21 protein-coding genes are annotated in these 23,452 nt (G+C 38.3%); 8 read left to right on the top strand and 13 right to left on the bottom strand.

Annotated features, from left to right (window positions below; genetic code table 11):
• Nucleotides 1–238: 238 nt before the first annotated feature.
• The 5 genes from KG732_RS04415 to KG732_RS04395 all read left to right on the top strand — a co-directional run bounded on the left by KG732_RS04415 (nucleotide 239) and on the right by KG732_RS04395 (nucleotide 3,397).
• Nucleotides 239–982, top strand: coding sequence for a MotA/TolQ/ExbB proton channel family protein (locus tag KG732_RS04415; RefSeq protein WP_213521277.1), 744 nt, complete (start codon nucleotides 239–241; stop codon nucleotides 980–982).
• A 22-nt stretch (nucleotides 983–1,004) separates the two neighbouring features.
• Nucleotides 1,005–1,478, top strand: coding sequence for a hypothetical protein (locus KG732_RS04410; protein ID WP_213521276.1), 474 nt, complete (start codon nucleotides 1,005–1,007; stop codon nucleotides 1,476–1,478).
• A 3-nt stretch (nucleotides 1,479–1,481) separates the two neighbouring features.
• A complete protein-coding gene (locus tag KG732_RS04405; RefSeq protein WP_213521275.1) occupies nucleotides 1,482–2,111 on the top strand; it encodes a biopolymer transporter ExbD in 630 nt (209 codons plus the stop codon).
• 2 nt (nucleotides 2,112–2,113) lie between these two features.
• Nucleotides 2,114–2,599, top strand: a complete 486-nt coding sequence (locus tag KG732_RS04400) for a biopolymer transporter ExbD (protein WP_213521274.1) — start codon at nucleotides 2,114–2,116, stop codon at nucleotides 2,597–2,599.
• Nucleotides 2,600–2,686: 87 nt separating this feature from the next.
• Nucleotides 2,687–3,397, top strand: a complete 711-nt coding sequence (locus KG732_RS04395; protein WP_213521273.1) for a porin family protein — start codon at nucleotides 2,687–2,689, stop codon at nucleotides 3,395–3,397.
• An 11-nt stretch (nucleotides 3,398–3,408) separates the two neighbouring features.
• Here the strand turns inward: KG732_RS04395 and KG732_RS04390 are convergent, their stop codons facing one another.
• The 7 genes from KG732_RS04390 to pyrH all read right to left on the bottom strand — a co-directional run bounded on the left by KG732_RS04390 (nucleotide 3,409) and on the right by pyrH (nucleotide 13,548).
• Nucleotides 3,409–4,014: a hypothetical protein gene (locus KG732_RS04390; protein WP_292890625.1), complete on the bottom strand. Its 606-nt coding sequence runs from the start codon at nucleotides 4,012–4,014 to the stop codon at nucleotides 3,409–3,411.
• Between the two features lie 5 nt (nucleotides 4,015–4,019).
• The gene (rpoN, locus tag KG732_RS04385; protein WP_213521272.1) at nucleotides 4,020–5,480 is read right to left on the bottom strand and encodes an RNA polymerase factor sigma-54; all 1,461 of its coding nucleotides are present in this window, start codon (nucleotides 5,478–5,480) and stop codon (nucleotides 4,020–4,022) included.
• Between the two features lie 154 nt (nucleotides 5,481–5,634).
• A complete protein-coding gene (gene asnS / locus KG732_RS04380; protein WP_213521271.1) occupies nucleotides 5,635–7,083 on the bottom strand; it encodes an asparagine--tRNA ligase in 1,449 nt (482 codons plus the stop codon).
• Between the two features lie 163 nt (nucleotides 7,084–7,246).
• The gene (locus tag KG732_RS04375; protein ID WP_213521270.1) at nucleotides 7,247–9,634 is read right to left on the bottom strand and encodes an efflux RND transporter permease subunit; all 2,388 of its coding nucleotides are present in this window, start codon (nucleotides 9,632–9,634) and stop codon (nucleotides 7,247–7,249) included.
• A 179-nt stretch (nucleotides 9,635–9,813) separates the two neighbouring features.
• On the bottom strand, nucleotides 9,814–12,003 hold the full coding sequence (locus KG732_RS04370) for a DUF5686 family protein (protein ID WP_213521269.1): 2,190 nt from the start codon (nucleotides 12,001–12,003) through the stop codon (nucleotides 9,814–9,816).
• 240 nt (nucleotides 12,004–12,243) lie between these two features.
• Nucleotides 12,244–12,798, bottom strand: coding sequence for a ribosome recycling factor (gene frr / locus KG732_RS04365; protein ID WP_213521268.1), 555 nt, complete (start codon nucleotides 12,796–12,798; stop codon nucleotides 12,244–12,246).
• Nucleotides 12,799–12,840: 42 nt separating this feature from the next.
• Nucleotides 12,841–13,548 carry a UMP kinase gene (gene pyrH, locus KG732_RS04360; protein WP_213521267.1) on the bottom strand — a complete coding sequence of 236 codons (708 nt, stop codon included), beginning with the start codon at nucleotides 13,546–13,548 and terminating at the stop codon, nucleotides 12,841–12,843.
• Between the two features lie 361 nt (nucleotides 13,549–13,909).
• On the opposite strand from pyrH, the gene KG732_RS04355 reads away from it, so the two are divergent.
• The 3 genes from KG732_RS04355 to KG732_RS04345 all read left to right on the top strand — a co-directional run bounded on the left by KG732_RS04355 (nucleotide 13,910) and on the right by KG732_RS04345 (nucleotide 18,580).
• Nucleotides 13,910–14,473 (top strand): DUF3109 family protein, encoded by a 564-nt coding sequence (locus KG732_RS04355; protein WP_213521266.1) that lies wholly within the window; start codon nucleotides 13,910–13,912, stop codon nucleotides 14,471–14,473.
• A 365-nt stretch (nucleotides 14,474–14,838) separates the two neighbouring features.
• Entirely contained in the window at nucleotides 14,839–15,831 is a 993-nt protein-coding gene (locus KG732_RS04350; RefSeq protein WP_213521265.1) for a ribonucleotide-diphosphate reductase subunit beta, read from the top strand.
• Nucleotides 15,832–15,976: 145 nt separating this feature from the next.
• Nucleotides 15,977–18,580 carry a ribonucleoside-diphosphate reductase subunit alpha gene (locus KG732_RS04345; RefSeq protein WP_213521264.1) on the top strand — a complete coding sequence of 868 codons (2,604 nt, stop codon included), beginning with the start codon at nucleotides 15,977–15,979 and terminating at the stop codon, nucleotides 18,578–18,580.
• Between the two features lie 216 nt (nucleotides 18,581–18,796).
• Here KG732_RS04345 and KG732_RS04340 read toward each other — a convergent pair whose 3' ends face one another.
• The 6 genes from KG732_RS04340 to KG732_RS04315 form a co-directional block, all read right to left on the bottom strand.
• Nucleotides 18,797–20,194, bottom strand: a complete 1,398-nt coding sequence (locus tag KG732_RS04340) for a peroxiredoxin (protein WP_213521263.1) — start codon at nucleotides 20,192–20,194, stop codon at nucleotides 18,797–18,799.
• Nucleotides 20,194–20,535 carry a hypothetical protein gene (locus tag KG732_RS04335; RefSeq protein ID WP_213521262.1) on the bottom strand — a complete coding sequence of 114 codons (342 nt, stop codon included), beginning with the start codon at nucleotides 20,533–20,535 and terminating at the stop codon, nucleotides 20,194–20,196. Before KG732_RS04335 ends, KG732_RS04340 begins: the two co-directional genes overlap by 1 nt.
• Nucleotides 20,536–20,547: 12 nt before the next feature.
• A complete protein-coding gene (locus KG732_RS04330; RefSeq protein WP_300980357.1) occupies nucleotides 20,548–20,913 on the bottom strand; it encodes a four helix bundle protein in 366 nt (121 codons plus the stop codon).
• A complete protein-coding gene (locus KG732_RS04325) occupies nucleotides 20,877–22,097 on the bottom strand; it encodes a reverse transcriptase domain-containing protein (protein WP_213521260.1) in 1,221 nt (406 codons plus the stop codon). Before KG732_RS04325 ends, KG732_RS04330 begins: the two co-directional genes overlap by 37 nt.
• Nucleotides 22,084–22,611, bottom strand: a complete 528-nt coding sequence (locus KG732_RS04320) for a hypothetical protein (protein WP_213521259.1) — start codon at nucleotides 22,609–22,611, stop codon at nucleotides 22,084–22,086. Before KG732_RS04320 ends, KG732_RS04325 begins: the two co-directional genes overlap by 14 nt.
• A 137-nt stretch (nucleotides 22,612–22,748) precedes the next feature.
• On the bottom strand, nucleotides 22,749–23,452 hold a 704-nt coding region (locus KG732_RS04315; RefSeq protein ID WP_300980313.1), incomplete at its 5' end, for an FISUMP domain-containing protein.

The following is a 23,452-nucleotide window of genomic DNA, read 5'->3' as shown; positions in this document are numbered from 1 at the left end:
CTTTTTTTTGTTTATGAAAGGCTTCTTATTGTTAACAATTAGATAACACTAGTAGCAAGAAGGCTCTTAGCCACTGCATAGCCCTGGTTTTATTAATGATTAGATTTGTTAAATGTGATCATTATGCCCCTATTCCCTAAATTTTTAAAGCTACTTTTAAAAATGTTGTGTTATTTTCGCAGCATAAATTATATATTTACTCCTTAAACAGAAAATTTAAATTAATTCAATAAGTCAAATGAAACGATCCCTTTCAATTTTATTCACGGCAGCCATGACATTAGGTGTTACTGGTGTTGCTTCAGCCTCAGCATTAGTACAAAATGCTACTGAGACCAAAACGACAGAAACTTTCCACCAAGTCCTAAAGAAAAACTTTATTGATGGAGGTCCTGGATTTATGGCAATCGTTCTAGTCTGTCTTATATTAGGACTAGCTATTGCCATTGAAAGAATTATCTATTTAAATCTTTCTACAACAAACTCTAAGAAACTTGCTGCAGACGTAGAAGAAGCTCTTAAAAATGGGGGTATAGAAGCTGCCAAAGAAATTTGTCGCAATACAGAAGGACCTGTTGCTTCTATCTATTATCAAGGACTTGATAGAGCTGACGAAAGCATTGAAGCCGCTGAAAAAGCAGTTGTTGCTTATGGTGGGGTTCAAATGGGCCAACTAGAAAAGAACGTTTCATGGGTATCTTTATTTATAGCACTTGCTCCAATGCTTGGATTTATGGGTACCGTAATAGGTATGATTGGATCCTTTAACAGTATTGAAGAGGCGGGAACTATGGAGCCTTCTCTAGTAGCTGGTGGTATTAAAGTCGCGCTATTAACAACCGTATTTGGACTTATCGTAGCCATTATTCTTCAGATTTTTTATAATTACATCGTTTCTAAAATCGATAGTATTGTAAATGATATGGAAGATGCCTCTATCACTCTTATCGATATTCTTGTAGATTACAAGAAAGGTAAGTAATTCATCATAACAAAAACAAATCATGGTTTTACATAAAGCATTAAAATACCTAGTTCTTCTTTTGAGCCTTATAGCAATGGGATTCTTTTTCTATACGCTTGCTTTAGGTGATGAAGCCATTGAACTCAATACGGGAGACAGCCAAGCGGTTACCGTATCTCCTCTTATATATCTTGCGTATATTTCGCTCGTCCTCACTGTAGTTATTGTACTTATCTTTGTAATTAAAGGGTTAATGACCAATCCAGCGGCTCTTAAAAAAGCAGGGATATCAATAGGATTATTGGCAGTTGTAGCGCTGATCTCTTATTATGCATTGGCCGATGACAGCGTTGTGGATATCAATGGTAAGGTAATTGAATTAGAAGACGGAGAACTACTTACAGCGGGAACCTCTCGCTGGATTGGAGCTTCTTTGTACATGTTCTACATCCTTGCAATTGTTGCTGTAGGAACCGTCGTGTGGTCGGGAATAAGCAAACTCATAAAAAAATAAATTATGGCTAGAAGATCTGCACCAGAAGTAAACGCGGGATCGATGGCAGACATCGCATTCCTACTATTGATCTTCTTCCTGGTTACCACCACGATTGAAGTAGATAGTGGTATTGCTAGTAAGCTACCACCACCACTTCCTGAAGATGTGAAACCACCACTGATTAAAGAAAAAAATATTTTTCAAGTCGTTGTAAATGCTGAAAACCGTCTTCTTGTAGAGGATAAGGACATGGAAATAGGCAAACTAACTGATGCGGCTGTAAAGTTTTTGGATAACGGTGGAGGAACGGACCCTAGAGATGTTTGTAGCTATTGTAGAGGTGAAAAAAATCCAGAATCTTCAGACAACCCTAAGAAAGCGGTAATTTCACTTGTTAATGACAGACAGACCTCCTATAAAATGTATGTAGCGGTTACTAATGAGCTCGTAAGGGCTTATGCCATCCTTAGAGATCGGGAAGCAAAGCGTTTGTATAACGAAACCTACCAGTCTATGACAAAAAGGTCGGACGATTGGCCAGCAGATGAAAAAGAAAGCCCAGAATACCTAGAGCTGCAAAACAAACTGGAAAAAGTAAGAGAATTGTTTCCAAGAAACCTCTCTGAAGCTGAACCTCAAAATAGAGAATAATTATGTCTAAGTTTAAGAAGAAAAAGAGTGGTGAATTACCTGCGGTTTCAACAGCATCACTTCCAGATATCGTTTTCATGTTGTTGTTCTTTTTTATGGTCGCCACGGTAATGAGAGATGATGAGCTTCAAATTGAGAATAGGCTTCCACAAGCAAATCAAGTAGAAAAGCTTGCTGAAAAAAAGAAGATCGTTACTATTTACATAGGTAAACCTAATCCTAATTTTATCAAGCAATTTGGAATTTCTGAAGTGATTCAACTAGGAGATAAAATCTCTCCAGTCAGTGATGTACAGACATTTGTCAACACTAAGAGAAATGCCATGGATGAAGATGATAAAGATTCCATGACCGTTTCTTTAAAAGTAGATCAAAACTCCCAAGTGGGAATCTTGACAGACGTGAAGCAAGAGTTAAGGGAAGCTATGGCTCTTAAGATTAGTTATACTTCTATTGAAGGTGACCCTTTAAAAAACTTAAAGAAATAGTCTTTTGGTCCCTACAATTTTTAAAATAGCCGTTCTTGTAAGAACGGCTATTTTTATACCTTTACTTTTGAACTGTAGCTATACCATATGAAGTTTATTTCCCTTCTTTTATTGTTTTTATTAAGCACATTCTCTTCCGTAGCTCAAGAAAAGAAGCAGGAAGAAAACGCCATACCCAGCGTAGTGGATTCTCTGTATAGAGAAGACCAGTTCTATGTTGGACTCTCTTTTAACCTCATCAGTAATAAGCCTAATTCTTTCTCTCAGAACGGGTTTTCTGGAGGTGTTCACATAGGTTTTATTAGAGACATGCCTATCAATAAGCGGCGCAATCTAGCAATAGGAGTCGGACTGGGAGTTTCTACTAATACTTACAACTCCAATCTTTTTATAGATGAAACACCAAGCGGATCGACTACTTTCAGCATTATTGAAGACAATACTAACGTAGATCGCAATAGGTTTAACACCAACCTTCTGGAGATGCCTATTCAATTGAGATGGCGTACTTCCACTCCTACTAATTATAGCTTTTGGCGCATTTATACTGGAGTGAAACTCTCCTACATCTACAATTATAAAGCAATATTTAAAAATGCCGAAAGGAGTAGTATACTTACTGATATTCCAGAATTGAATCGATTGCGCTATGCGGCAACGCTTACTGTGGGAAATGGAAGTTTTAACGCCTTTGTGCAGTATGATTTGATCACTTTATTCGATAAAGATGCTTTAATAGATAATCAGCGAGTTGATCTACAACCCATCAAATTTGGTGTTGAATTTTATATGCTTTAAGTAATTCTTCTCTAAGGTAAAGAATAACTAAACGCAAGCACCTGACTTATCAATCCTACTGCAACGCCAAAAATAAGTTCGTGACCTTTATGTGCCTCCATACTCAACCTAGAGGTTGCTGTAAGACCAGAAACAATCCCCATAAGAGCCATAGGGAATAAAAGATTTATTCCTTGAATAAAGGAAAGCATGATTAAAAAACCCAAAACACCACCTGTAGCCATTAAGTGAAGACTTATTTTATACCTAAAAGCCGTCATTAAAGTAGCGACCAAGGTTGCGATTAAGATTCCAATAAAAAAGTAATACAATGATAGATGCAGGCCGTCTCCAAAAGCTCCTCGCAACAATATAATTAACAATATCATGTAGACCAGTAAAGGAGTAATGCGCTCCTTTGTGCTGGAAAGGTGAACACTATTTACCACGCCTAATATCTTCAGCATCGTATAAACGAGTAAGGGAATGGCAGCTGTAAGGATAACAATGAGGTACAATTTTAAGCGCACGCTCTCTGGATCATTATAATAGTTGAAATTAAAATACCATAGCGCTACTAAGGAAGGGATAAACAAGGGATTGACAAGATAGCTCCACAGTTTTAGAAACCACTTCATAGGCTCTAAATCTCTTTTCTTAAACGTGCTACAGGAATATCCAGTTGCTCTCTGTACTTCGCCACTGTTCTACGAGCAATGGGGTATCCTTTTTCTTTGAGAAGTTCAGCTAGCCTTTGATCGGTAAGCGGCTTTTTCTTGCTTTCTTCATTGATAACCGTTTCCAAGATCTTTTTAATTTCCCTAGTAGAAACTTCCTCTCCATCGGTATTGGTCATGGATTCTGAAAAGAATTCTTTGATCAATTTAGTCCCATAAGGAGTATCGACATATTTAGAATTTGCCACACGAGAAACGGTAGAGACATCCATATTAATTTGGTCAGCAATATCTTTTAAGATCATAGGTCTTAAATTGCGTTCGTCTCCAGATTGAAAATAAGCTTGCTGGTAATGCATGATGGTAGACATCGTAATAAATAAGGTTTCTTGTCGCTGCTTGATGGCGTCTATAAACCATTTTGCTCCATCTAATTTTTGTTTAATAAACATCACCGCATCTTTTTGAGACTTGGTTTTTTCTTTAGCTTCTTTATAACCCCGCAACATATTAGAATAATCTCTAGATACATGCAGCTCTGGCGCATTACGCCCGTTAAGAGTGAGTTCTAATTCTCCATCTTTAATTCTAATAGTGAAATCAGGTACTACTTGTTCTACCACACGGGTACTACCGCCTGCATAAGAACTTCCAGGCTTGGGATTTAAATGCTCAATGTCGTCTATAGCAGCCCTTAATTCATCTTCGGTAATGTCGTATTTGGTCATTATTTTCGAATAATGCTTTTTACTAAAGGCATCAAAGGAATCCCTTATTAACTTTATAGCGATCTCATTACTTTCTGTTTTTCGCTTTCGCGAAAGCTGTAACAGCAAACACTCTTGCAAATTACGAGCGCCTACCCCCGCAGGGTCCAATTCATGAACTACTTGAAGTACTTTTTCCACCTCTCCCACCTCTGTATACAAGTTCATAGTAAAAGCTAAATCATCAGTAATGTCTTCTAAAGATCTTCTTATATAACCACTAGCATCAATACTCCCCACAAGAAACTCTGCAATAGCTCGATGTTCTTCAGTTAATCTTATGGTGTTGAGTTGCTCTAATAAGGTTTGTGTAAATGACTTTCCAGCAGCATAGGGTATGCTTTTCTCATCGTCATCTGCGCTGTAATTATTTGCTTTGGTACGGTATTCAGGGATATCGTCATCACTGAGATAATCATCTACATTAATATCGTCGGTTTCAATAGATTCATTTCCATCCTCGTAATCTTCTTCGTTAGAAAACTCATCGTACTCATCATCAGTTTTTTCTTTTCCGTCATCTAAAGCAGGGTTTTCTTCCAGTTCTGATTTTACCCGTTGCTCAAAAGCCTGCGTAGGTAATTGTATCAACTTCATCAATTGTATTTGTTGAGGTGATAACTTCTGGGACAATTTAAAATTTAGTGACTGTTTAAGCATGGTTGTTTTGTGACTAAGTAAAAATACTAAAAGCCTATTTGATTAGAGACAAAGTTGTTACATTTATGACAACCCTAAACTCTTGGCCTCCTTCCAAAGAGAAAATCCCGATTTCTAGTGGAGAAATCAGGACTTCCTTATAATTGAATTGTTTTTAAAAAGAAGCGTTCCCGGGCGTACGTGGATAAGGGATCACATCTCTTACATTCCCCATTCCAGTTACAAACATAACCAGTCTTTCAAATCCGAGACCGAACCCGCTGTGCACCACACTACCGAATTTACGCATTTCTAGGTACCATCCTAACTCTTCTAAAGGAATACCCATCGCATCCATTTTTCCTTTGAGGACGTCATAACGTTCTTCACGTTGCGACCCTCCTACTATTTCACCTATTCCAGGAAAAAGAATATCCATGGCTCTTACGGTTTCACGACCTTCACTATCGGCATCGTTTAACCTCATATAAAAGGCCTTGATTTTTGCGGGATAATCAAATAAAATAACAGGGCATTCAAAATGCTTTTCTACCAGATAACGCTCGTGTTCTGATTGTAGATCTGCCCCCCATTCATCAATGATGTATTTGAATTTTTTCTTTTTATTAGGCTTAGAGTTTCTTAAGATATCTATTGCTTCTGTATAAGAAACACGCTTAAAGTTGTTCTTTCCTATAAAGGCAAGTTTCTCTCTTAATGGCATAGGACTGCGCTCGGGCACTGGCTTGCTTTTATCCTCTTCTATTAACCTGTTTTCTAGAAACTCAATGTCATCAGTACAATTCTTAAGAGCATAATCGACCACGTATTTGATAAAATCTTCGGCCAGATCCATGTTGGCATCCAGATCGTTAAAAGCTACCTCAGGTTCTATCATCCAGAACTCGGCTAGGTGACGAGACGTATTGGAATTTTCTGCTCTAAAAGTTGGTCCAAAGGTATATACTTGACCTAATCCCATGGCATAAGTTTCTGCTTCCAGTTGCCCAGAAACAGTCAGATTAGATTCCTTTTCAAAGAAATCTTCTTTATAATTGATAGTACCGTTTTCATTCAGCGGCAGGTTTTTAGGATCTAAAGTGGATACCCTAAACATTTCTCCTGCACCTTCAGCATCACTTCCTGTAATGATAGGCGTGTGTGCTTGATAAAAACCGTTCTCATTAAAATATTTATGTACCGCATAAGATAATGCCGCTCGTACACGCATCACTGCGCCAAAGGTATTGGTACGCACACGTAAATGTGCTTGCTCTCTAAGGGTTTCTAGCTTATGTCTTTTAGGAGATAAAATTGTTTTCTTCACCTCTTCAGGATCTGCGCCTGCAAGAACTTCTATTTTAGTAGCTTGTAGTTCTACTCGCTGTCCAGAACCTTCACTTTCTACCAGTAGACCTGTGACAGCAACAGCGCTGGCAACAGTAATTTGATCTAATAATTCTCGATCAAAATTCTCTGGCGCTATCACAGCTTGCAAATTATGAATGGTAGAACCATCGTTAAGAGCTATAAATCTATCGTTTCTAAAACTACGTACCCAACCTTTTACGGTCATCTCGACCACACTAGGGTCAGATTGGAGTAGGACTGCTATTCTTTTCATTGGTTTTCTTGATCAGTTGCGTACGGCAAATATAATTTTTATGAGCCGTTAGCGCAATTAATAATGCTGGTAAATGTGGTGCTGTTTGTGGGGGTCTCGCTTTCGCCTTGAGCGATATAACAATTAACTTTAGCATTTATAAAAAAGGAACAGGAGGTGTTCTCTATTCCTCCTCATCATTAACTGGTTCAACCAAAGGAATCGCGGGCTTTTTAAACGTGCGCTCGTTGGCAATGCTTCTCTCTAAAGAAAGCAACATACTAGGCAATAGTAATAAATTTGCTGCCATCGCAAAAAGCAAGGTAGCACTCACTAATGCTCCTAACGCCACCGTACCTCCAAAACTAGAAAAGGTGAAAGTCAAGAATCCGAAAAACAGAACTATAGAAGTATAAAACATACTCACACCCGTTTCTTTTAAAGCCGCGTAAACCGACCTCTTAATTCTCCAGTTGTTTGCAATGAGCTCTTGACGGTATTTAGCTAAAAAATGAATAGTATCGTCTACAGAAATACCAAACGCAATGGAAAACACTAAAATAGTAGATGGCTTTATAGGAACACCTATATAACCCATCAACCCGGCGGTAATGAGTAACGGCAATAAGTTAGGTACTAATGATACAAAAATCATACGTAAGGACCTGAACATCCACGCCATAAAAAGGGCGATGAGGACAATGGCCAGTGATAAAGAAAGTATCAAGTTATTAACGAGGTAATCCGTTCCTTTTTGAAAGACCAATGCCTTTCCTGTCAGGGTTACTTCATAACGATCTTCGGGAAAAATAGTTTTTATTTTCTCTCTCAAGTTTTCTTCTACGCGTTGCATGCGATCGGTACCCATGTCCTTCATAAAAGTAGTCATACGTGCATATTGACCCGTACTGTCCACAAAACTTTTCATTAAAGAACTATCCGTAGCGCTTTTCTTTAGCAGTTGAGACATGGTAACCGCGTCATAAGTAGAAGGCAAGTCAAAATATTCTGGATCCCCACCATAAAAAGCCTGCTTACTGAATTTAACAGCAGACACCAGTGACATAGGTCTAGAAAGCTCTGGTGTTTCAATGATATGCTCTTCTAGTTTGTTTAGTTTTTTGAGTGTTTTAAGAGCGGTTACTTTTTCGTTTTTACTATAAACTACTAGTTCCAATGGCATAATGCCGTCAAAGCTCTCTTCAAAAAATTTGATATCCTTATAAAACTGCATTCCTTTAGGCATGTCTTCTATGAGACTACCGGAGACTTTGATTTGATAGATCCCTATAAAACTCAAAATAAGAACCACAACACTAGTGATATAGATAGGAATGCGCTTTTTCTTAACCATGCGCTCGTTCCAGGCCACAAATCCGTTGATCCAAGTTTTACCGAGGTGTTGTAAATGTCGCTCCTTAGGTACAGGTAAATAACTATAAACAATAGGAATAATCATCAAACTCAGTAAGAATATGGCGATAATACAAATACTGGCTACTACACCAAATTCTACCAACAACTTACTTTCTGTAAAGATAAAAGTCGCAAACCCGCTGGCAGTAGTAAGATTAGTCATTAAAGTGGCATTACCTACTTTAGTAATAACACGTTGCAATGACAAGGCTTGATTCCCGTGTTTTTTTATTTCTTGTTGGTATTTATTGATCAAGAAAATACAATTGGGAATCCCGATCACAATAATCAAAGGTGGGATTAAAGCCGTAAGCACCGTAATTTCATAACCTATCCATCCTAAAACACCAAAAGCCCACATCACTCCTATGATCACCGTGATGATGGAAATAAACGTCGCTCTCCAAGACCTGAAGAAAAAGAAGAAAATCCCAGAAGTAATTGCCAATGCGGCGATTAAAAACATTCCTATCTCATCAACAATATTCTGAGAATTGAGTGTTCTGATATAAGGCATTCCAGAGGTTCTGATCTCCAACTCGTTTGCATTGGAGTATTCTTGAACAAGTGGCTGGAATTTATCCATAATAAAAACCACACGCTGCTTTGTGTTAACAATCTCTTTCTTTAAGTAAATAGCGGTACGTATCACACTATCATTTTCTGAATAGATCAAGTTTTTATAAAAAGGCAAGTCATTGAAAAGCTTCTTTTTAAAAGCTGCCAACTCCTGATTATTTTGAAGTGGTTCTTGGAGAACAGGTGCTATAATAAACTGCGTATTGTCTTCTGTCTTTGATAGGGTTGGTAAATTAGAAGTAGAAAGCACCAGCTCTACTTCCTTAAAAGTGGCTAAGGTATCTGCCAACTCATTCCAAGCGTTAAAACGTTCAAAGTCGTCTACATTTTTATTTTCTACCCCCAAGATGATGAGGTTGCCCTCTTCGCCAAATTTATCTAGAAATTTGTTGTAATCGTTATTTACAGGATGATCATTTGGAAGAAGATTGGCTTCCGTATGAGTGAATTGCATGTACTTCCACTGTGTGGCAAAAGCCATAGTTATGATCACAATAAGCCCAAGAATAACCTCCCTATTTCGAAGTATCAGTCTTGCAATACGGTTCCAAAATCTAAAACTAAATAACTTTTGCATGCATTATTTTAAAGCCTTCAAAGGTACTTTTAAAACCCGTGATTATTTAGCGATTCGTTATTTAATCTATGGTGCACCGTATAAATTAAGAACCCTTACTACCCCCTGAAGAGTTGGATATCATTTGAACCGAATGAAAGGCGAAAATTTTAAAGGAGTTTTCAGCTGCTTTTTGCAAACTAAAGCTCTAAATAGAAGGTAAATTTTATGGCAATATTATCTGCAAAATCTGGAAGATGGTAGGCGCCGTAACGGTAACTCGCACTCAACCCAAAACCAAACAGCAATTTATTCAACTCAAAACCACTCTCAAAATACCCTTTTTCTAAGGTAGTGATCGTTACATTTTGATGACGCTGTGCATGGTCTAAATCGCCCCAAGCAACTTTAGAAATTAAAACCATTTCTGGCTTTAAAAAAGAGAATATAGTAAAGGGGGCAAAGTGATGCTTGACTTGACCTACCAGGAGTTGATCAGAAAAAAATTCATTGAAATACATGGTCTCAAAACTACGCCTACCTGCAACCGAAAATCGCTGTAAGATCTCATCTTTGTTAGGGGCATTAGGATAGGCGTGGTACAGATGCGTTAAAGGCACTTCTCCTGAACTGTAATGACCTTCTAACAGGAGTTCTGTACTGGACTTATCTGTTCTTTTAAAAGCATACTCCACCTTACCTGACAATTTAAGGTAATTAAAATTACTTGCTGTAAATCCTTTAATCCCTTGTGTGATTTGCCCACTTAAAATAGGATACCCTCTAGTTATTTCTTGATATCCTTTTGGTGTACGCATAAATTCACTTACCGGGCTCCACCTTGCTCCTAGAGAAACCTCCGCTAGCACATAATCTGTAAAAACCTCATCCTCTAAAATGAATTGGTAATTTGTTGTTGGTGTAACTCGCTTTCGCGAAAGCGAGACCTCACTAATCACAGAAGGAACTAAACGCTGTTGTAAGGACATACCATATTCTTTATACAAGTAGAAGGTAGGGATGTTGATCAATCTAGGCTCAAAAAGCGAGTATACCCTAGCGTCTGTTAAAAAATGCTCTGCCGCAAACTCCGTAATATCGTCCTGTTTGTACATAGTAAGCCAGGTGTTTTTTTCCTTACTGATGCGGTAACCTAGTCCTATTTTATGTTTGAATACGGCGTCTTTAGTCCCATAAGCCAAGTAGCCATTAATTCTAAAACTTTCGCTCAGCTTCTCATTAGTCTGGCCACCTATACCTAATCTAAAAGCTTCATAATCGTTGTATTTAACTAGATATTTCAAATCAACATCCACGACACTTACTGGGAAATAACCTATTTTAAACTTATCTAGCATTTCCAATTTACGAGTGATTTTTGTGGCATCTACAATACTGTCCAAATTCATAAACTGAGCCAGCTCTGAAGTAGAAAAAGCATCTTTTCCTCTCTCTTTTTCCCAGTAGGCTTCTTGTTGGTGTATAGCCGAATCCTGAACATCTATTTTAAGACCACGCCTGCCGTAATCCAGGCTTTTATTGGTGGTAAAATTAGAGTTAACCGCTTCAATAATCAGATAGAGCTCTTCGGCAATTTGCTCTTGATCATAGGTGCTTTTCTGAATTCCTACTTCTAATCTTGCCCCAAAGAGCTCTAGCTCTTTTTTGGTCTTTTCTTGTCGCACATAAAGCTTTCTTGAACTGTTGTACCATAGCGAAAGTAAATCGTCGTACACAAAATCGTGATACGCGTTGATATAAAGAGCTCCTGACTTTTCAAAAACAGCTTTTGCTACTGCATAAGTGTGCTGATCGATGTACAGAAAACCTGAAAATAACCTGGATTCATTTTCTTTTCTAGGGAAAAAATTCAATTTAGTAACCGTTCTGCCCTCAATGATCGAGTCCGTAACTATTTGAAAGTGATATAAGGAAATAGACTTCTCATTCAGTGGGCTGATGTATTCTTGATCAAAAATGATGTACTTCTCATCATATATATTCTCTGACTGAAAGTCGATATGGTAAATAGGATAAACAGGCTCCTCAAAACCAGGCATGTTTGCCCCAGTAATAATTTCTTTATACCCTTTTATATGATCGTAATTATGTCGGGATGTTTTTTCTGCATAAAGGACGCCTGTTTTCTTGAGCGTTTTACGCAATTCTGTTTTTTTATAGCCTGGGCCCGTTAAGGCCTCCGGGTCTCCAGAGACTTTTAAGTTTTCATAAGCATCATAACGGTAAGAATTAAGCTTATGAGAGGGGTCATTTTTCTTTTTAGAAATAAGAACTTTGGTCATTAACAACTCTGCCTCTTGCACACCTTGCTGCTGTGCAGCTGTAATAGTGCACAAAAACAACAACAGAATTCCAAAAAATAACCTCATAAAATTAGGACTGGTTTAGCAATGTTAAAAATAGAACAAGTGCAGCATTAAGTTGTTGTTCTTAAGAGAACATGAACAGCATCAAAAAGGCTGGCTAAAAGGCATAATGTACTATCACAAGGAACAAGTCGAGTCTATAAGTACTTATGTACTAAAGGTTTTAGACGAGATACGGTTGCCACTTAAGTGTTTTGTTGCTTTTTTGAGAGCCTTTGTTCTAGGAAAAAATGGACGTGTTTATTACACCGTCATGATCTCTTTTTCCTTCACTACCAGATGCTCATCAATTTTTATCACATACTTGTTGGTGAGATTTTGCACCTCTGCTTCCGCATTTTTAAGCAGGTCTTCTGAGATATCGAGTTTCTTAAGTTCGTTCATCGCCACCTTACGATCGTTACGCACTCCTATTTTTGCTTCTTCACCTTCTGCTTTTGCTTGTTTGGTAAGGTCTTTACGCCGTTCTTCTGTGAGTGCGGGAACGTTTATAATAATACTCTCTCCATTATTCATTGGGTTCAAACCTAGGTTGGCATACATGATACCTTTTTCTATTTCGGTAATCATTCCTTTTTCCCAAGGTTGTATACTTAAAGTTCGTGCGTCTGGAGTAGCAATATTAGCCACTTGAGTCAATGGAGTCTGACTGCCGTAATAATCTACCATAACGGTACTTAACATAGCAGGCATGGCTTTACCTGCGCGTATACTCAATAATTGTTTTTCTAAATGTGTGATAGCGTTATCCATGTTTTCTTTGGTGCTATCGAGTATGAAATCGATTTCTTCTGTCATCACTACTATTTTTATAAGATGCTAGGCACTATAATGCCGTATTTATAATTGTACTTTAGTTCCTATGTTTTCTCCCTTTAACAGCTTGATTAAATTTCCATGCGTATTCATATCAAAGACAATAATAGGCAATTCATTTTCCTGACTTAAAGTAAAAGCCGTGGTATCCATTACTTTAAGACCTTTACGCAAGACATCTTCAAAGGTGATGAAGTCAAATTTAGTTGCAGTAGCATCCTTTTCAGGGTCTGCTGTATAAATTCCATCTACTCTAGTTCCTTTAAGAATAACATCTGCTTCAATTTCTATAGCCCTTAGAACAGCGGCACTATCAGTGGTGAAATAAGGATTCCCTGTTCCACCACCGAATATAACTACACGCCCCTTTTCTAAATGTCTCATCGCCTTACGTCGTATAAAAGGCTCTGCTACTTCATTTATTTTAATAGCCGTTTGTAATCTAGTAGGCACGCCAGCGTCCTCTAAAGCACTTTGCAGCGCCAAACCGTTAATCACCGTTGCCAGCATCCCCATGTGATCTCCTTGCACGCGGTCCATACCATTACTAGCTCCCGCCACACCTCTAAAAATATTTCCTCCACCTATTACAACGGCAACTTCAACTCCTAGATCGGTTACTTCTTTGATTTCTTCAGCATATTCTGCCAGGCGTTTTGGATCTATACCGTACTGTCGCTCGCCCATTAAGGCCTCTCCAGAAAGTTTTAATAATATGCGGTTGTATTTCATAAGGTTGTTGTGTGTCTTGCAAATATAAATGAATTAGAAAACCTATTAAATTTTTTATTGGGAGATTGCTAGGTAATTAAAACCCCTTTATTACGCTAATTGGCAATGCTGGTATAAAAGCCTTATTGTTTTGGTGGCATCACATCCCTATTTAGTCACTGCCCGGACATTGCACTCACCAACAGTTCTCTAGTGCAGCGCAACCAGATCACATGCGATAGAAGTTATTCTTAAAATAGTCCCTTATACCTATTCCATTTCAAGTGATGCCATCGAAATCAACTTAAAGTTAGGCTTGTTTTTGATGTTACATTTATATTTAATTTTTCAAAGGGTATCTTTGACCTCTAAAATCGGTAATATGTTCCAAATAGGAAAAACCATCATTTCTGATGACCTTCTTGAAAAAGACTTTGTGTGCAATCTTACGGCATGTAAAGGCATTTGTTGTGTCGCTGGAGAAGCAGGAGCCCCCCTGGAACAGAAAGAACTGGACATTCTCGATCGTGAGTTTGAAAATATAAAACCTTTTTTACGTCCAGAAGGGATTGCTGCTATTGAAGCGCAGGGCACCTGGATTGAACGAGAAAGTGGTGAACTAGAAACACCACTGGTTAATGGAGCCGAATGTGCTTACGCTACCTTTAAGAAAGATGGAACAGCGCTTTGCGGGATCGAATCGGCTTATCGAGACGGTGCAACTACTTTCTACAAACCCATTTCTTGTCATTTATACCCAGCGCGTATTCAAGAATACACCGACTTCAAAGCCGTGAATTACCACAAATGGCAAATTTGTGACGATGCTTGTGAATTAGGTGAAGAATTAGGAGTTCCTGTCTATAAATTTTTAAAAGAACCTTTGATAAGAAAATTCGGTCTAGAGTGGTATGCCCAACTCGAAGAAATTGCAAAAGATTTTTAAGTACGTTTTTTAAAATCTGCGCTTGAAAAATGATTTTTAGGTGTTTCGCTTTCGCGAAAGCGTGAATAACTTCTACCCTCTTTTTTTTAAATTTAATCCTAAAGACCACCTCCAAACTGGGCTGAACATTGATGAAAACTGCGATTTTTAAGCTCTTGTTTCACAAATACATGCAAAAATCCGTTAAAAGTTCAACACGCTGTACAGCAATAAGTTGAACGCTGCATTTTGGATTTTGTTAAGAAACTTCTTATGTTGAAAACTTGTGAAAAAGCTAAATGTTAAATTGCCCATAACGCCTTAAACATTCTTCATCTTTGTTATCCCGAGATTTAAAAAGTAACAGCGATAAATAAAAAGTACACATGCAAACTACACAAGAACCTATATTACAAGACAACCCCAACCGATTTGTCATTTTCCCTATTCAACATGATGATTTATGGGAATGGTATAAGAAACAACAAGCGTGTATTTGGACTGCTGAAGAAATTGATTTACAAGTTGATTTAACGGACTGGCAAAACTCCCTTAACTCTGACGAACGCTATTTTATCAAGCATATTCTTGCATTTTTTGCAGCGAGTGATGGAATTGTTAATGAAAATCTTGCTGAGAACTTTGTGAATGAAGTGCAGTATTCTGAAGCTAAATTTTTCTATGGTTTTCAGATCATGATGGAAAACATTCATTCAGAGACCTACTCGTTATTAATAGATACCTATGTAAAAGATGATAAGGAAAAAGACCAGCTGTTTAAAGCTATCGAAAATTTTCCTGCTATTAAATTAAAAGCCGACTGGGCAATGAAATGGATAGACAGCCCGTCTTTTGCTGAGCGTTTGATCGCTTTTGCAGCAGTAGAAGGGATTTTCTTTTCTGGTGCCTTTTGTTCTATTTACTGGTTAAAGAAACGCGGTTTGATGCCTGGACTTACTTTTTCTAATGAATTGATCTCTCGTGATGAGGGTATGCATTGCGACTTTGCAGTACACCTTCACAACCATCACTTAATCAATAAAGTACCTAAAGAGCGTATCAAAGAAATTATTGTTGATGCTTTAAATATTGAGCGTGAATTCATTACCGAGTCACTACCGGCCAGCCTAATAGGAATGAATGCAAAATTGATGACACAATACCTTGAGTTTGTGACCGATCGTTTGCTTGTTGAGCTAGAATGTGAGCCGGTATACAACGTTACTAATCCGTTTGACTTTATGGATCTAATAGGAATGGAAGGTAAAACCAACTTCTTTGAAAAAAGAGTAGGAGAATACCAAAAAGCCGGAGTCATGAACAGCACTAAAGAAGATAAGAGCACTATGGACTCGTTCTCTTTAGATGCCGACTTCTAAAAAGAAGTTCATTTAAAAAGCTTGCAGTCCACCGACTGTCGCATTGTAGTTTAGAAAATATTTCAAGGTATTTTCACAAGTGTTAACCCAATTGTTTGAGACAGGGAGTACCCTCCTTATCTCTCCACCCAAAAACGAGTTCAATATGTTTGTAGTAAAAAGAGACGGCCACAAGGAGCCAGTAATGTTTGACAAAATCACCGCAAGAGTGCGTAAATTGTGCTATGGACTAAGTGACCATGTGGATCCTGTAAAAGTTGCCATGCGTGTTATCGACGGATTGTACGATGGTGTTACTACAAGTGAATTGGATAACCTCGCTGCAGAGACTGCGGCTACCATGACGACTGCACATCCAGATTATGCTAGATTAGCGGCACGTATCTCTGTATCTAACCTACATAAAAATACCAAAAAGACGTTTACTGACGTCATTACGGACTTGTATGAATATGTGAATCCGCGTACAGAGAAAAAAGCACCTATGATTTCTGATGAGGTGTATCAAGTAATTCAAGATAATGCCGACCGCTTGAACTCGGCTATTATCTATAACCGTGATTTTGGGTACGATTACTTTGGGTTTAAAACATTAGAACGTAGCTACCTATTAAAGATTAACGGTCAGATTGCCGAGCGCCCACAACACATGTTGATGCGTGTGTCTGTAGGGATTCATGTTGATGACCTTGATGCCGCCATAGAAACCTATGAGTTGATGTCAAAAAAGTTCTTTACTCATGCAACGCCTACCCTATTTAATGCAGGTACGCCAAAACCTCAAATGTCTTCTTGCTTTTTATTAACCATGCAAGATGATAGTATCGAAGGCATTTACGATACCTTAAAACAAACTGCTAAGATTTCCCAAAGTGCTGGGGGAATAGGATTATCTATACACAACATACGTGCAAGGGGCTCTTATATAGGAGGTACTAATGGAACTTCTAATGGTATTGTTCCAATGTTAAAAGTATATAATGATACCGCTCGTTATGTAGACCAAGGTGGAGGAAAACGTAAAGGTTCTTTTGCCATTTATATGGAACCTTGGCATGCAGATATTTTTGACTTCTTAGATCTTAAGAAAAACCATGGTAAAGAAGAGATGCGAGCTCGTGACTTATTCTATGCGATGTGGATGTCAGACCTTTTTATGAAAAGAGTAGAGACCAACAGCACGTGGACTTTAATGTGCCCTCACGAGTGTCCTAATCTTTACAACGTTCACGGAGATGAGTTTGAAGCTCTTTATACCAAATACGAAGAAGAAGGAAAAGGGCGCAAGACTATTCAGGCTCGTGAGCTTTGGGATAAAATATTAGAATCACAAATCGAGACAGGCACCCCTTACATGTTGTACAAGGATGCCGCAAACAAAAAGTCCAATCAAAAAAACTTAGGTACCATAAGGTCTTCTAACTTGTGTACCGAGATCATGGAGTACACTTCTCCAGACGAAGTTGCTGTGTGTAACCTCGCCTCTATTGCGCTACCTATGTTTGTAAAAGACGGCGCCTTTGATCATAAAGCCTTGCATAAAGTAACTAAAAGAGTAACGCGCAATTTAAACAAAGTAATAGATCGCAACTATTACCCAGTTAAAGAAGCCGAAAATTCTAACATGCGCCACAGACCTGTAGGGCTAGGGATTCAAGGTCTTGCAGATACCTTCATTATGTTGCGCCTCCCGTTTACCTGTGACGAAGCAAAAAAATTGAACTCTGACATTTTTGAAACACTGTACTTTGCCGCTTGTGAAGCTTCTATGGAAATGGCACAAGAGGAAGGTCCTTACTCTTCATTTGCTGGCTCTCCAATGTCACAAGGAGAGTTCCAATTCAATATGTGGGGAGTTAACGATGACCAATTAAGCGGTCGTTGGAATTGGGCCGATCTTAGAAATAAGGTAATGGAACACGGAGTGAGAAACTCGCTACTTGTTGCCCCTATGCCTACAGCGAGTACCTCTCAAATTCTAGGAAACAATGAAGCCTTTGAACCTTATACTTCTAACATCTATACCCGTAGAACACTTTCTGGTGAGTTTATCGTTGTCAATAAGCATTTATTAAAAGACCTAGTTGATTTAGACCTTTGGGATGACAGCTTAAAAAATGCCATTATGAGAAACAATGGCTCTATTCAGGCTATAGAAGGAATTCCAGAAGATATTAAAGAACTTTATAGGACCGTTTGGGAACTAAAAATGAAAGACATTATTGATATGTCTCGTGAAAGAGGTTACTTTATTGATCAATCTCAATCATTGAACCTATTTATGGAAAATGTGACTACCTCTAAGTTAACTTCTATGCACTTTTACGCCTGGAAAAGTGGTTTGAAGACTGGAATGTACTATTTAAGAACTAAAGGAGCGGTAGATGCTATCAAGTTTACCGTTACTAAAGAAAAGAAGGCAGTGGCAGTTGCTGCACCAGTAGAACTTCCTGTCATCAACGCTACAGCGCCAGTTCAAGCTGCCCATACCTTGAGAACACAAAAGCAAGCGCAAGAAGCGATACCAGTGCAACCACAGGTGGCACAGTCAGTGGCTCCTCCACAAACATTGTTTGTAGAAGATAGTGCCCCTGCAGCTGCAAAAGTGATGAATGAATCTAAGCCTATTGTAAACACCAACGTAGTTACAGAGAACGAAGAGATGAGTGCAGAAGAATACCGATTAATTCTTCAACGCGCTAAAGAAGCAGCCAGCAATGGTGACGATTGCGAAATGTGCGGATCCTAAAACGTTCTATTTACTTCAATCTATAAAAAGTCCGATCAGATGATCGGACTTTTTTTATTGGTAATTTGTCTAGTCCTGAAATAGCCCTACACTAAAACTAACGTCCAGCACCCACCTGACAAGGACTTTTAGTGCACAACAAATTAAAAATCTTCTTTTTATAAAGCACAACCCCCACATTTTTTTTTTGCAGAACTATTTTTTCCCTGGCACCTTTTATTTATTCCCCTGTACTAAATACCAATCTACCCATGCATCCATTTGCTCTACCGATTGTAATCTTAAAATTAGTTCTCTGTTGTTGTCTAATAAAAACATGGTAGGGGTGGCAAATACATAATACTCTTTTACTGCAATGCTGTTCCATTTTTGATAATCACAGACGCTTACAAAAGGAAAGATGCTCGCAAAACTTTTAAATTGTTGCTCATTTTCGTCTAAAGACACATAGACCACTTCAATATCTTGCTGCTTCCATTTTGAATAGTAGTTGGCTATTTTGGGCAGTTCTTCGGTACACTTGGGGCACCAGCTCGCACCAAATACCACCACCGTATAGTTGCTTTTTATGTCAGAGAGTTTTCTGGGTTGTTGCGTATCCTTATAGCCAGGAGCAACGATTTCTTTATCAAAAACAATATCAGGAGCCGTATTCCCCTTCTTCATCGCTCGATAACTTTCTAATTGCTTGGCAAGATTGGTATCTAGGGTGCAGCTTGTTTGGTTTAGCACTTTTAAAGCCAAATACTCCGACGCTTGAAACAAGCTGTGGCGCTCCAATAAATCAAAGAGATAGCCCATAACTTCATTGAGTTTTTGCTCGTCTTTTACCAAATTAACCATCATGGCATCAATAGAATGACGCATTTCTACAAAAACCGAATCCAATGAGCGACCACTGTTTTCTATCAGCCAAAAATGGCTCTCCATGGCATCTTTAAACAAACCACTTTTATACAAGCGTTGGTCGGTATGATCTAAAGCCCTAAAAGCAGCGATCGTAGCCGGAATCTCTTCTGTGCGGTATTGAGCAACTGTTGACACAGAGCTCACCAACTTACGCGTAGGTAACAACCAACTCACATAGCTGGCTTTGGGAAGTTTTGCTAAAAATGCAGCATCCTCATTTTTGATGCGTTGCTTTTCAGTTTGTATGCTATGGGCAGGGCGTTCTTGCACTGAAAATAATGAATCTAGCGTGTACATCTTCTCCAAATACATCCATGCACTCAGAGCCTGCTCTCTTTTGGGATGTTCTTGGGCATACTGCCCCAACCATTGGTTTTCCTGACCTTTGATAATTTTAAGAGTTTCGGTGTCGCTCAGTGTTTCACCAAACAGTTCTATAGCCTCACCACTTAGAATGACAAACAAAGGCGTATCATCAGCCGATATTAAGTACCCAACCCCATAATCTGCTTTAGAATAAGTCATATTAAAACTCCCTTTTTCATCGATGGTGGCGGAAGCGATAGGGTAGGTTTTGAGCCCGTTGAAGCCTTCGAGTCTAATGTCTTGTCCTGCTAACTGTGTTAGATTTCCAGTGATGCTTTGGGCAGTCAGTAAACTGGTGTACAATAGAAGTGGTACTAAAGCTAAAATTGTTTTTTTCATTATTTTAAATTTAAAAAGGGTTGTAGCCTACTTATGTTGCAATCCTTAAGGCAACGAACAGCGTTTCCGTTTGCTCGGTTGTTGGTGTTCATATTGGCAGTGCTGCTATTGAAGTTGAGGTTGCGCGAATTGGTGCTGCTAACCGTACTGCTCCAATAGTTGCCGTTGGTACCAGCATTGTTGAGCGAACCATTGCTGTTGTTGCGGTTGCCCGCCATGGGCAATAAAACATATCTTTTACACATCGTAAAACAAAAATTCATTTTACAACTGATTGCTCTTGTATCCGTTCTTTTTGAAAAAGCGGACGCTATGTTAGGATTAAATGCTGCACACTCCATACGTTTTGTTTTTCATTCTTTCGTACGAACTCCGGCAGTGTATTTTTGCCATGAAGCCAATTGCTTCGACAATTCTTCTACTTGCATATTTAAAGCTACAAACCCTTTTATTCCTATTATTTTTAAGTCTTTACACAAACGAAGCAACAGCCGAATAACTTCCACATTCTGTCTTGCTTGGTCAATAAATTGTTCCCGGTTTTCTTTTTTACTTTTATTCGCTTTATAAATATTAAGAAGCATATCTATTGTTTCGTTCTTTAATCGTTCACCTAGCGTATATTTATATTCTCTTGAAAATACTGCTGTTCGCTGATAGGTTTGAATTAATAAATCATAGCCTAATTTGTAAACTGGTAGTTCGGAGAAAAGTGCCATTGCCAAAAATCTTCGTTAATAATTACTTTTTTAAAATTCCGTTCCACAAAATAAAAATCATAGAAACGTTTGATTAACTTACCCATCATTGCTTTTCTCAAATTGTATGAATTGGCATGTTGCACATAGCCTAAATAAGAGTTGAGTGTTGCTCTAATATCGCATAATTGTTGCCAAGTAAACTGCGGTACTACAGCCATAATTTTATTTATTTCTTGTATGGCATGATAAAAATTATTTTTTGTTCGGTTGCCAACATAAGTAGCATGTTGATTTATTATTTGACCTAAAAACGGGATGCCTTCTTCTATTGATTTAAGTATTATTTTGTTTGGATGGACCGTTAGTTTCAAATTTGAAAGTAAAAAATTTGAAAGCTTTGGGATTAACGATTCTAAATAATTTTTATCGTTGTGAAAGAAGAGCATATCATCTACATATCTTCCATAATATCTTAGTTTAAATTCCTTTTTTATAGAATAATCAAAGTCATTCATATACACGTTACCAAAAATTTGCGAAGTCAAATTGCCAATTGGCAAACCTGTATTAGCGAGACTGTTAAACAAACTCTTTGATGGGGGCAAGCCTAACCAATCTGATTTATTACCTTTAATGCGACAATTTTCAGCAACATTATTGAAAATCGTTTGCCTTATCAGGTAAATTAATGTTTCTCTGCTTATTCCTAAAAAACTCATTTTATTTTGGGGTAGCATGCTCAATACCTTCTCAAACAATATATGATGATTCATATTCATAAAATACGCCTCAATATCCAATTTTAAAAAATGCGTGTCCTTTGTAAAATCTTGACTGCACGAACGCATAAAACCTTTGGCTCTATTGATGCCAAAAAGAGTGCCTTTACCTACTCTGCAGCTATAGGTGTCGTGAATTAGTTTGCTATCAATAATAGGATAAATGCATCGATAGACAAAATGATGGATTACCCTATCTGTAAAATCTGCTGCAAATATCTCGCGCATTACAGGTTTTTGAATGATAAAAGCAATACAAGGTTTAGGTGTGTATTTTCTCTCAAAAACAGCTTTTGCAAGTTGATGTAAATTCGTTTCCTGATTTAACTCAAAAGCCAACTGATTATGGGTATTTCGTTTGTTTTTGCGGGCTTGCACATACGATAAATGTAATTGATATAAAAGTTGTTCAAATGTTTCCATTTTTTCGTTCTAATTGTTGAACTTCTTCTTTCAACTGCTGAATAAATCCTAGACTTTGCATAGGTGTGCTATTGGCTAAGTCAAAATTCTTTATGATAGTAACAATACTTTCCAAATTATCTATTGACGTGTAGGATGGTTCCGGCTCATTAACCAAATTACATGGTTTTTCCTTCTTTAAAGTTTCTGCCCATACTTTATAATTGCTTTTGACTGCCGTTTCGTCTAAAATAAAAACAACATCGTTACCGCTTACTTCAAAACGAGAGGCACCCATTCTTTCCGAGATAAATTCCAAAGTCAATTTCCCTTTTTCTACCTCACTAACCGGAAAACCCAAACTTAACACCTCTGCACTTGCACTTTTTACATATTTTGAGCTTACTTTATACTCCTTTATCTTTTGCACAAACACCATGGCATCTGCATTGTAACACTTGTAAAACAAACCTTCTTTAAAGAGGGTAAATACTGTTTTATCTTCACTGTATTGTATTTTTTCTTTTATTGTCATTTTTTAAAAAAAAATTCGACCCTGCCTGCGGCAGGCAGGCGCTGCGCGGTATTTAAACCATGCCACCCTAAAGGGATGGCATGGTAAAGTGTCAATCCCGATAACTATCGGGACAAATCGCTTCGCTAATCAAAGTGTCAATCCTTAAGGCAACGAACAGCGTATCCGCTAGCTCGGTAGTTGGAGTTCATATTGGCAGTGCTGCTATTGAAGTCGAGGAAGCGCGACTTGGTGCTGCTAACCGTACTGCTCCAATAGAAGCCGTGGGTACCAGCATTGTGGAGCGAACCATTGCTGATGAAGCGGCGGCCCGCCATGGGCAATTTAAGTGGTGAGACAAAGGCTCCATCTGCATCGTCGTTATCACTACCCCAACTTGCGATTTCGGCTGTCCATTCTGTTTCGGTTGGTAACCTATACCCACTTGGGCATGGGTTGTTAATGCCGTTTACGCCCTGCCATAAATTATCGTTTTGAGTAGATCGCCAATCGTTAGATTCAGTTATAAAAAGAGCATCACCAGGTGTATCAGTTGCACTCTGTGTAGTAGTTTGAGATGATTCTCTTAATTGATGCCCATCAGCACCTCTTCCCCACTGGTATAAATCTCCGTAAGAATCCGCATCGGTACTGCTTGTTGCTACTTGGGTGGCTCCCAAGTTGCGGTCCATCCATACTTTATTGGTAGTTGGGTTGATAACATTTGGGGTTGGACCTGATGCTGCAGCCGCAGTGCCACCCAGTAAAGTCACCCAAGCAGCTCCATTATACAATTGCGCTTCACCATTCGTACCACAATTGGTGCAATACACCATTAATCCTTGGGCTGGCGGAACAATAT

It is taken from the genome of Nonlabens sp., assembly GCF_018401815.1.
Lineage (GTDB): Bacteria > Bacteroidota > Bacteroidia > Flavobacteriales > Flavobacteriaceae > Nonlabens.
Note: the sequence above shows the minus strand (reverse complement) of the source record. Positions and strands in the feature narration are given on the sequence as shown.

Bases quoted from the DNA above. Each gene is read 5' to 3' on its own strand.
- KG732_RS04350 (WP_213521265.1), top strand. From the start codon at position 14,839: ATGCAAACTACACAAGAACCTATATTACAAGACAACCCCAACCGATTT.
- rpoN (WP_213521272.1), bottom strand. From the start codon at position 5,480: ATGCTTAAACAGTCACTAAATTTTAAATTGTCCCAGAAGTTATCACCT.
- KG732_RS04335 (WP_213521262.1), bottom strand. From the start codon at position 20,535: ATGGAGTGTGCAGCATTTAATCCTAACATAGCGTCCGCTTTTTCAAAA.
- KG732_RS04325 (WP_213521260.1), bottom strand. From the start codon at position 22,097: ATGGAAACATTTGAACAACTTTTATATCAATTACATTTATCGTATGTG.
- KG732_RS04415 (WP_213521277.1), top strand. From the start codon at position 239: ATGAAACGATCCCTTTCAATTTTATTCACGGCAGCCATGACATTAGGT.
- KG732_RS04405 (WP_213521275.1), top strand. From the start codon at position 1,482: ATGGCTAGAAGATCTGCACCAGAAGTAAACGCGGGATCGATGGCAGAC.
- KG732_RS04395 (WP_213521273.1), top strand. From the start codon at position 2,687: ATGAAGTTTATTTCCCTTCTTTTATTGTTTTTATTAAGCACATTCTCT.
- KG732_RS04370 (WP_213521269.1), bottom strand. From the start codon at position 12,003: ATGAGGTTATTTTTTGGAATTCTGTTGTTGTTTTTGTGCACTATTACA.
- asnS (WP_213521271.1), bottom strand. From the start codon at position 7,083: ATGAAAAGAATAGCAGTCCTACTCCAATCTGACCCTAGTGTGGTCGAG.
- KG732_RS04340 (WP_213521263.1), bottom strand. From the start codon at position 20,194: ATGAAAAAAACAATTTTAGCTTTAGTACCACTTCTATTGTACACCAGT.
- KG732_RS04410 (WP_213521276.1), top strand. From the start codon at position 1,005: ATGGTTTTACATAAAGCATTAAAATACCTAGTTCTTCTTTTGAGCCTT.
- KG732_RS04320 (WP_213521259.1), bottom strand. From the start codon at position 22,611: ATGACAATAAAAGAAAAAATACAATACAGTGAAGATAAAACAGTATTT.
- frr (WP_213521268.1), bottom strand. From the start codon at position 12,798: ATGACAGAAGAAATCGATTTCATACTCGATAGCACCAAAGAAAACATG.
- KG732_RS04390 (WP_292890625.1), bottom strand. From the start codon at position 4,014: ATGAAGTGGTTTCTAAAACTGTGGAGCTATCTTGTCAATCCCTTGTTT.
- KG732_RS04400 (WP_213521274.1), top strand. From the start codon at position 2,114: ATGTCTAAGTTTAAGAAGAAAAAGAGTGGTGAATTACCTGCGGTTTCA.
- KG732_RS04355 (WP_213521266.1), top strand. From the start codon at position 13,910: ATGTTCCAAATAGGAAAAACCATCATTTCTGATGACCTTCTTGAAAAA.
- KG732_RS04375 (WP_213521270.1), bottom strand. From the start codon at position 9,634: ATGCAAAAGTTATTTAGTTTTAGATTTTGGAACCGTATTGCAAGACTG.
- KG732_RS04345 (WP_213521264.1), top strand. From the start codon at position 15,977: ATGTTTGTAGTAAAAAGAGACGGCCACAAGGAGCCAGTAATGTTTGAC.
- pyrH (WP_213521267.1), bottom strand. From the start codon at position 13,548: ATGAAATACAACCGCATATTATTAAAACTTTCTGGAGAGGCCTTAATG.
- KG732_RS04330 (WP_300980357.1), bottom strand. From the start codon at position 20,913: ATGGCACTTTTCTCCGAACTACCAGTTTACAAATTAGGCTATGATTTA.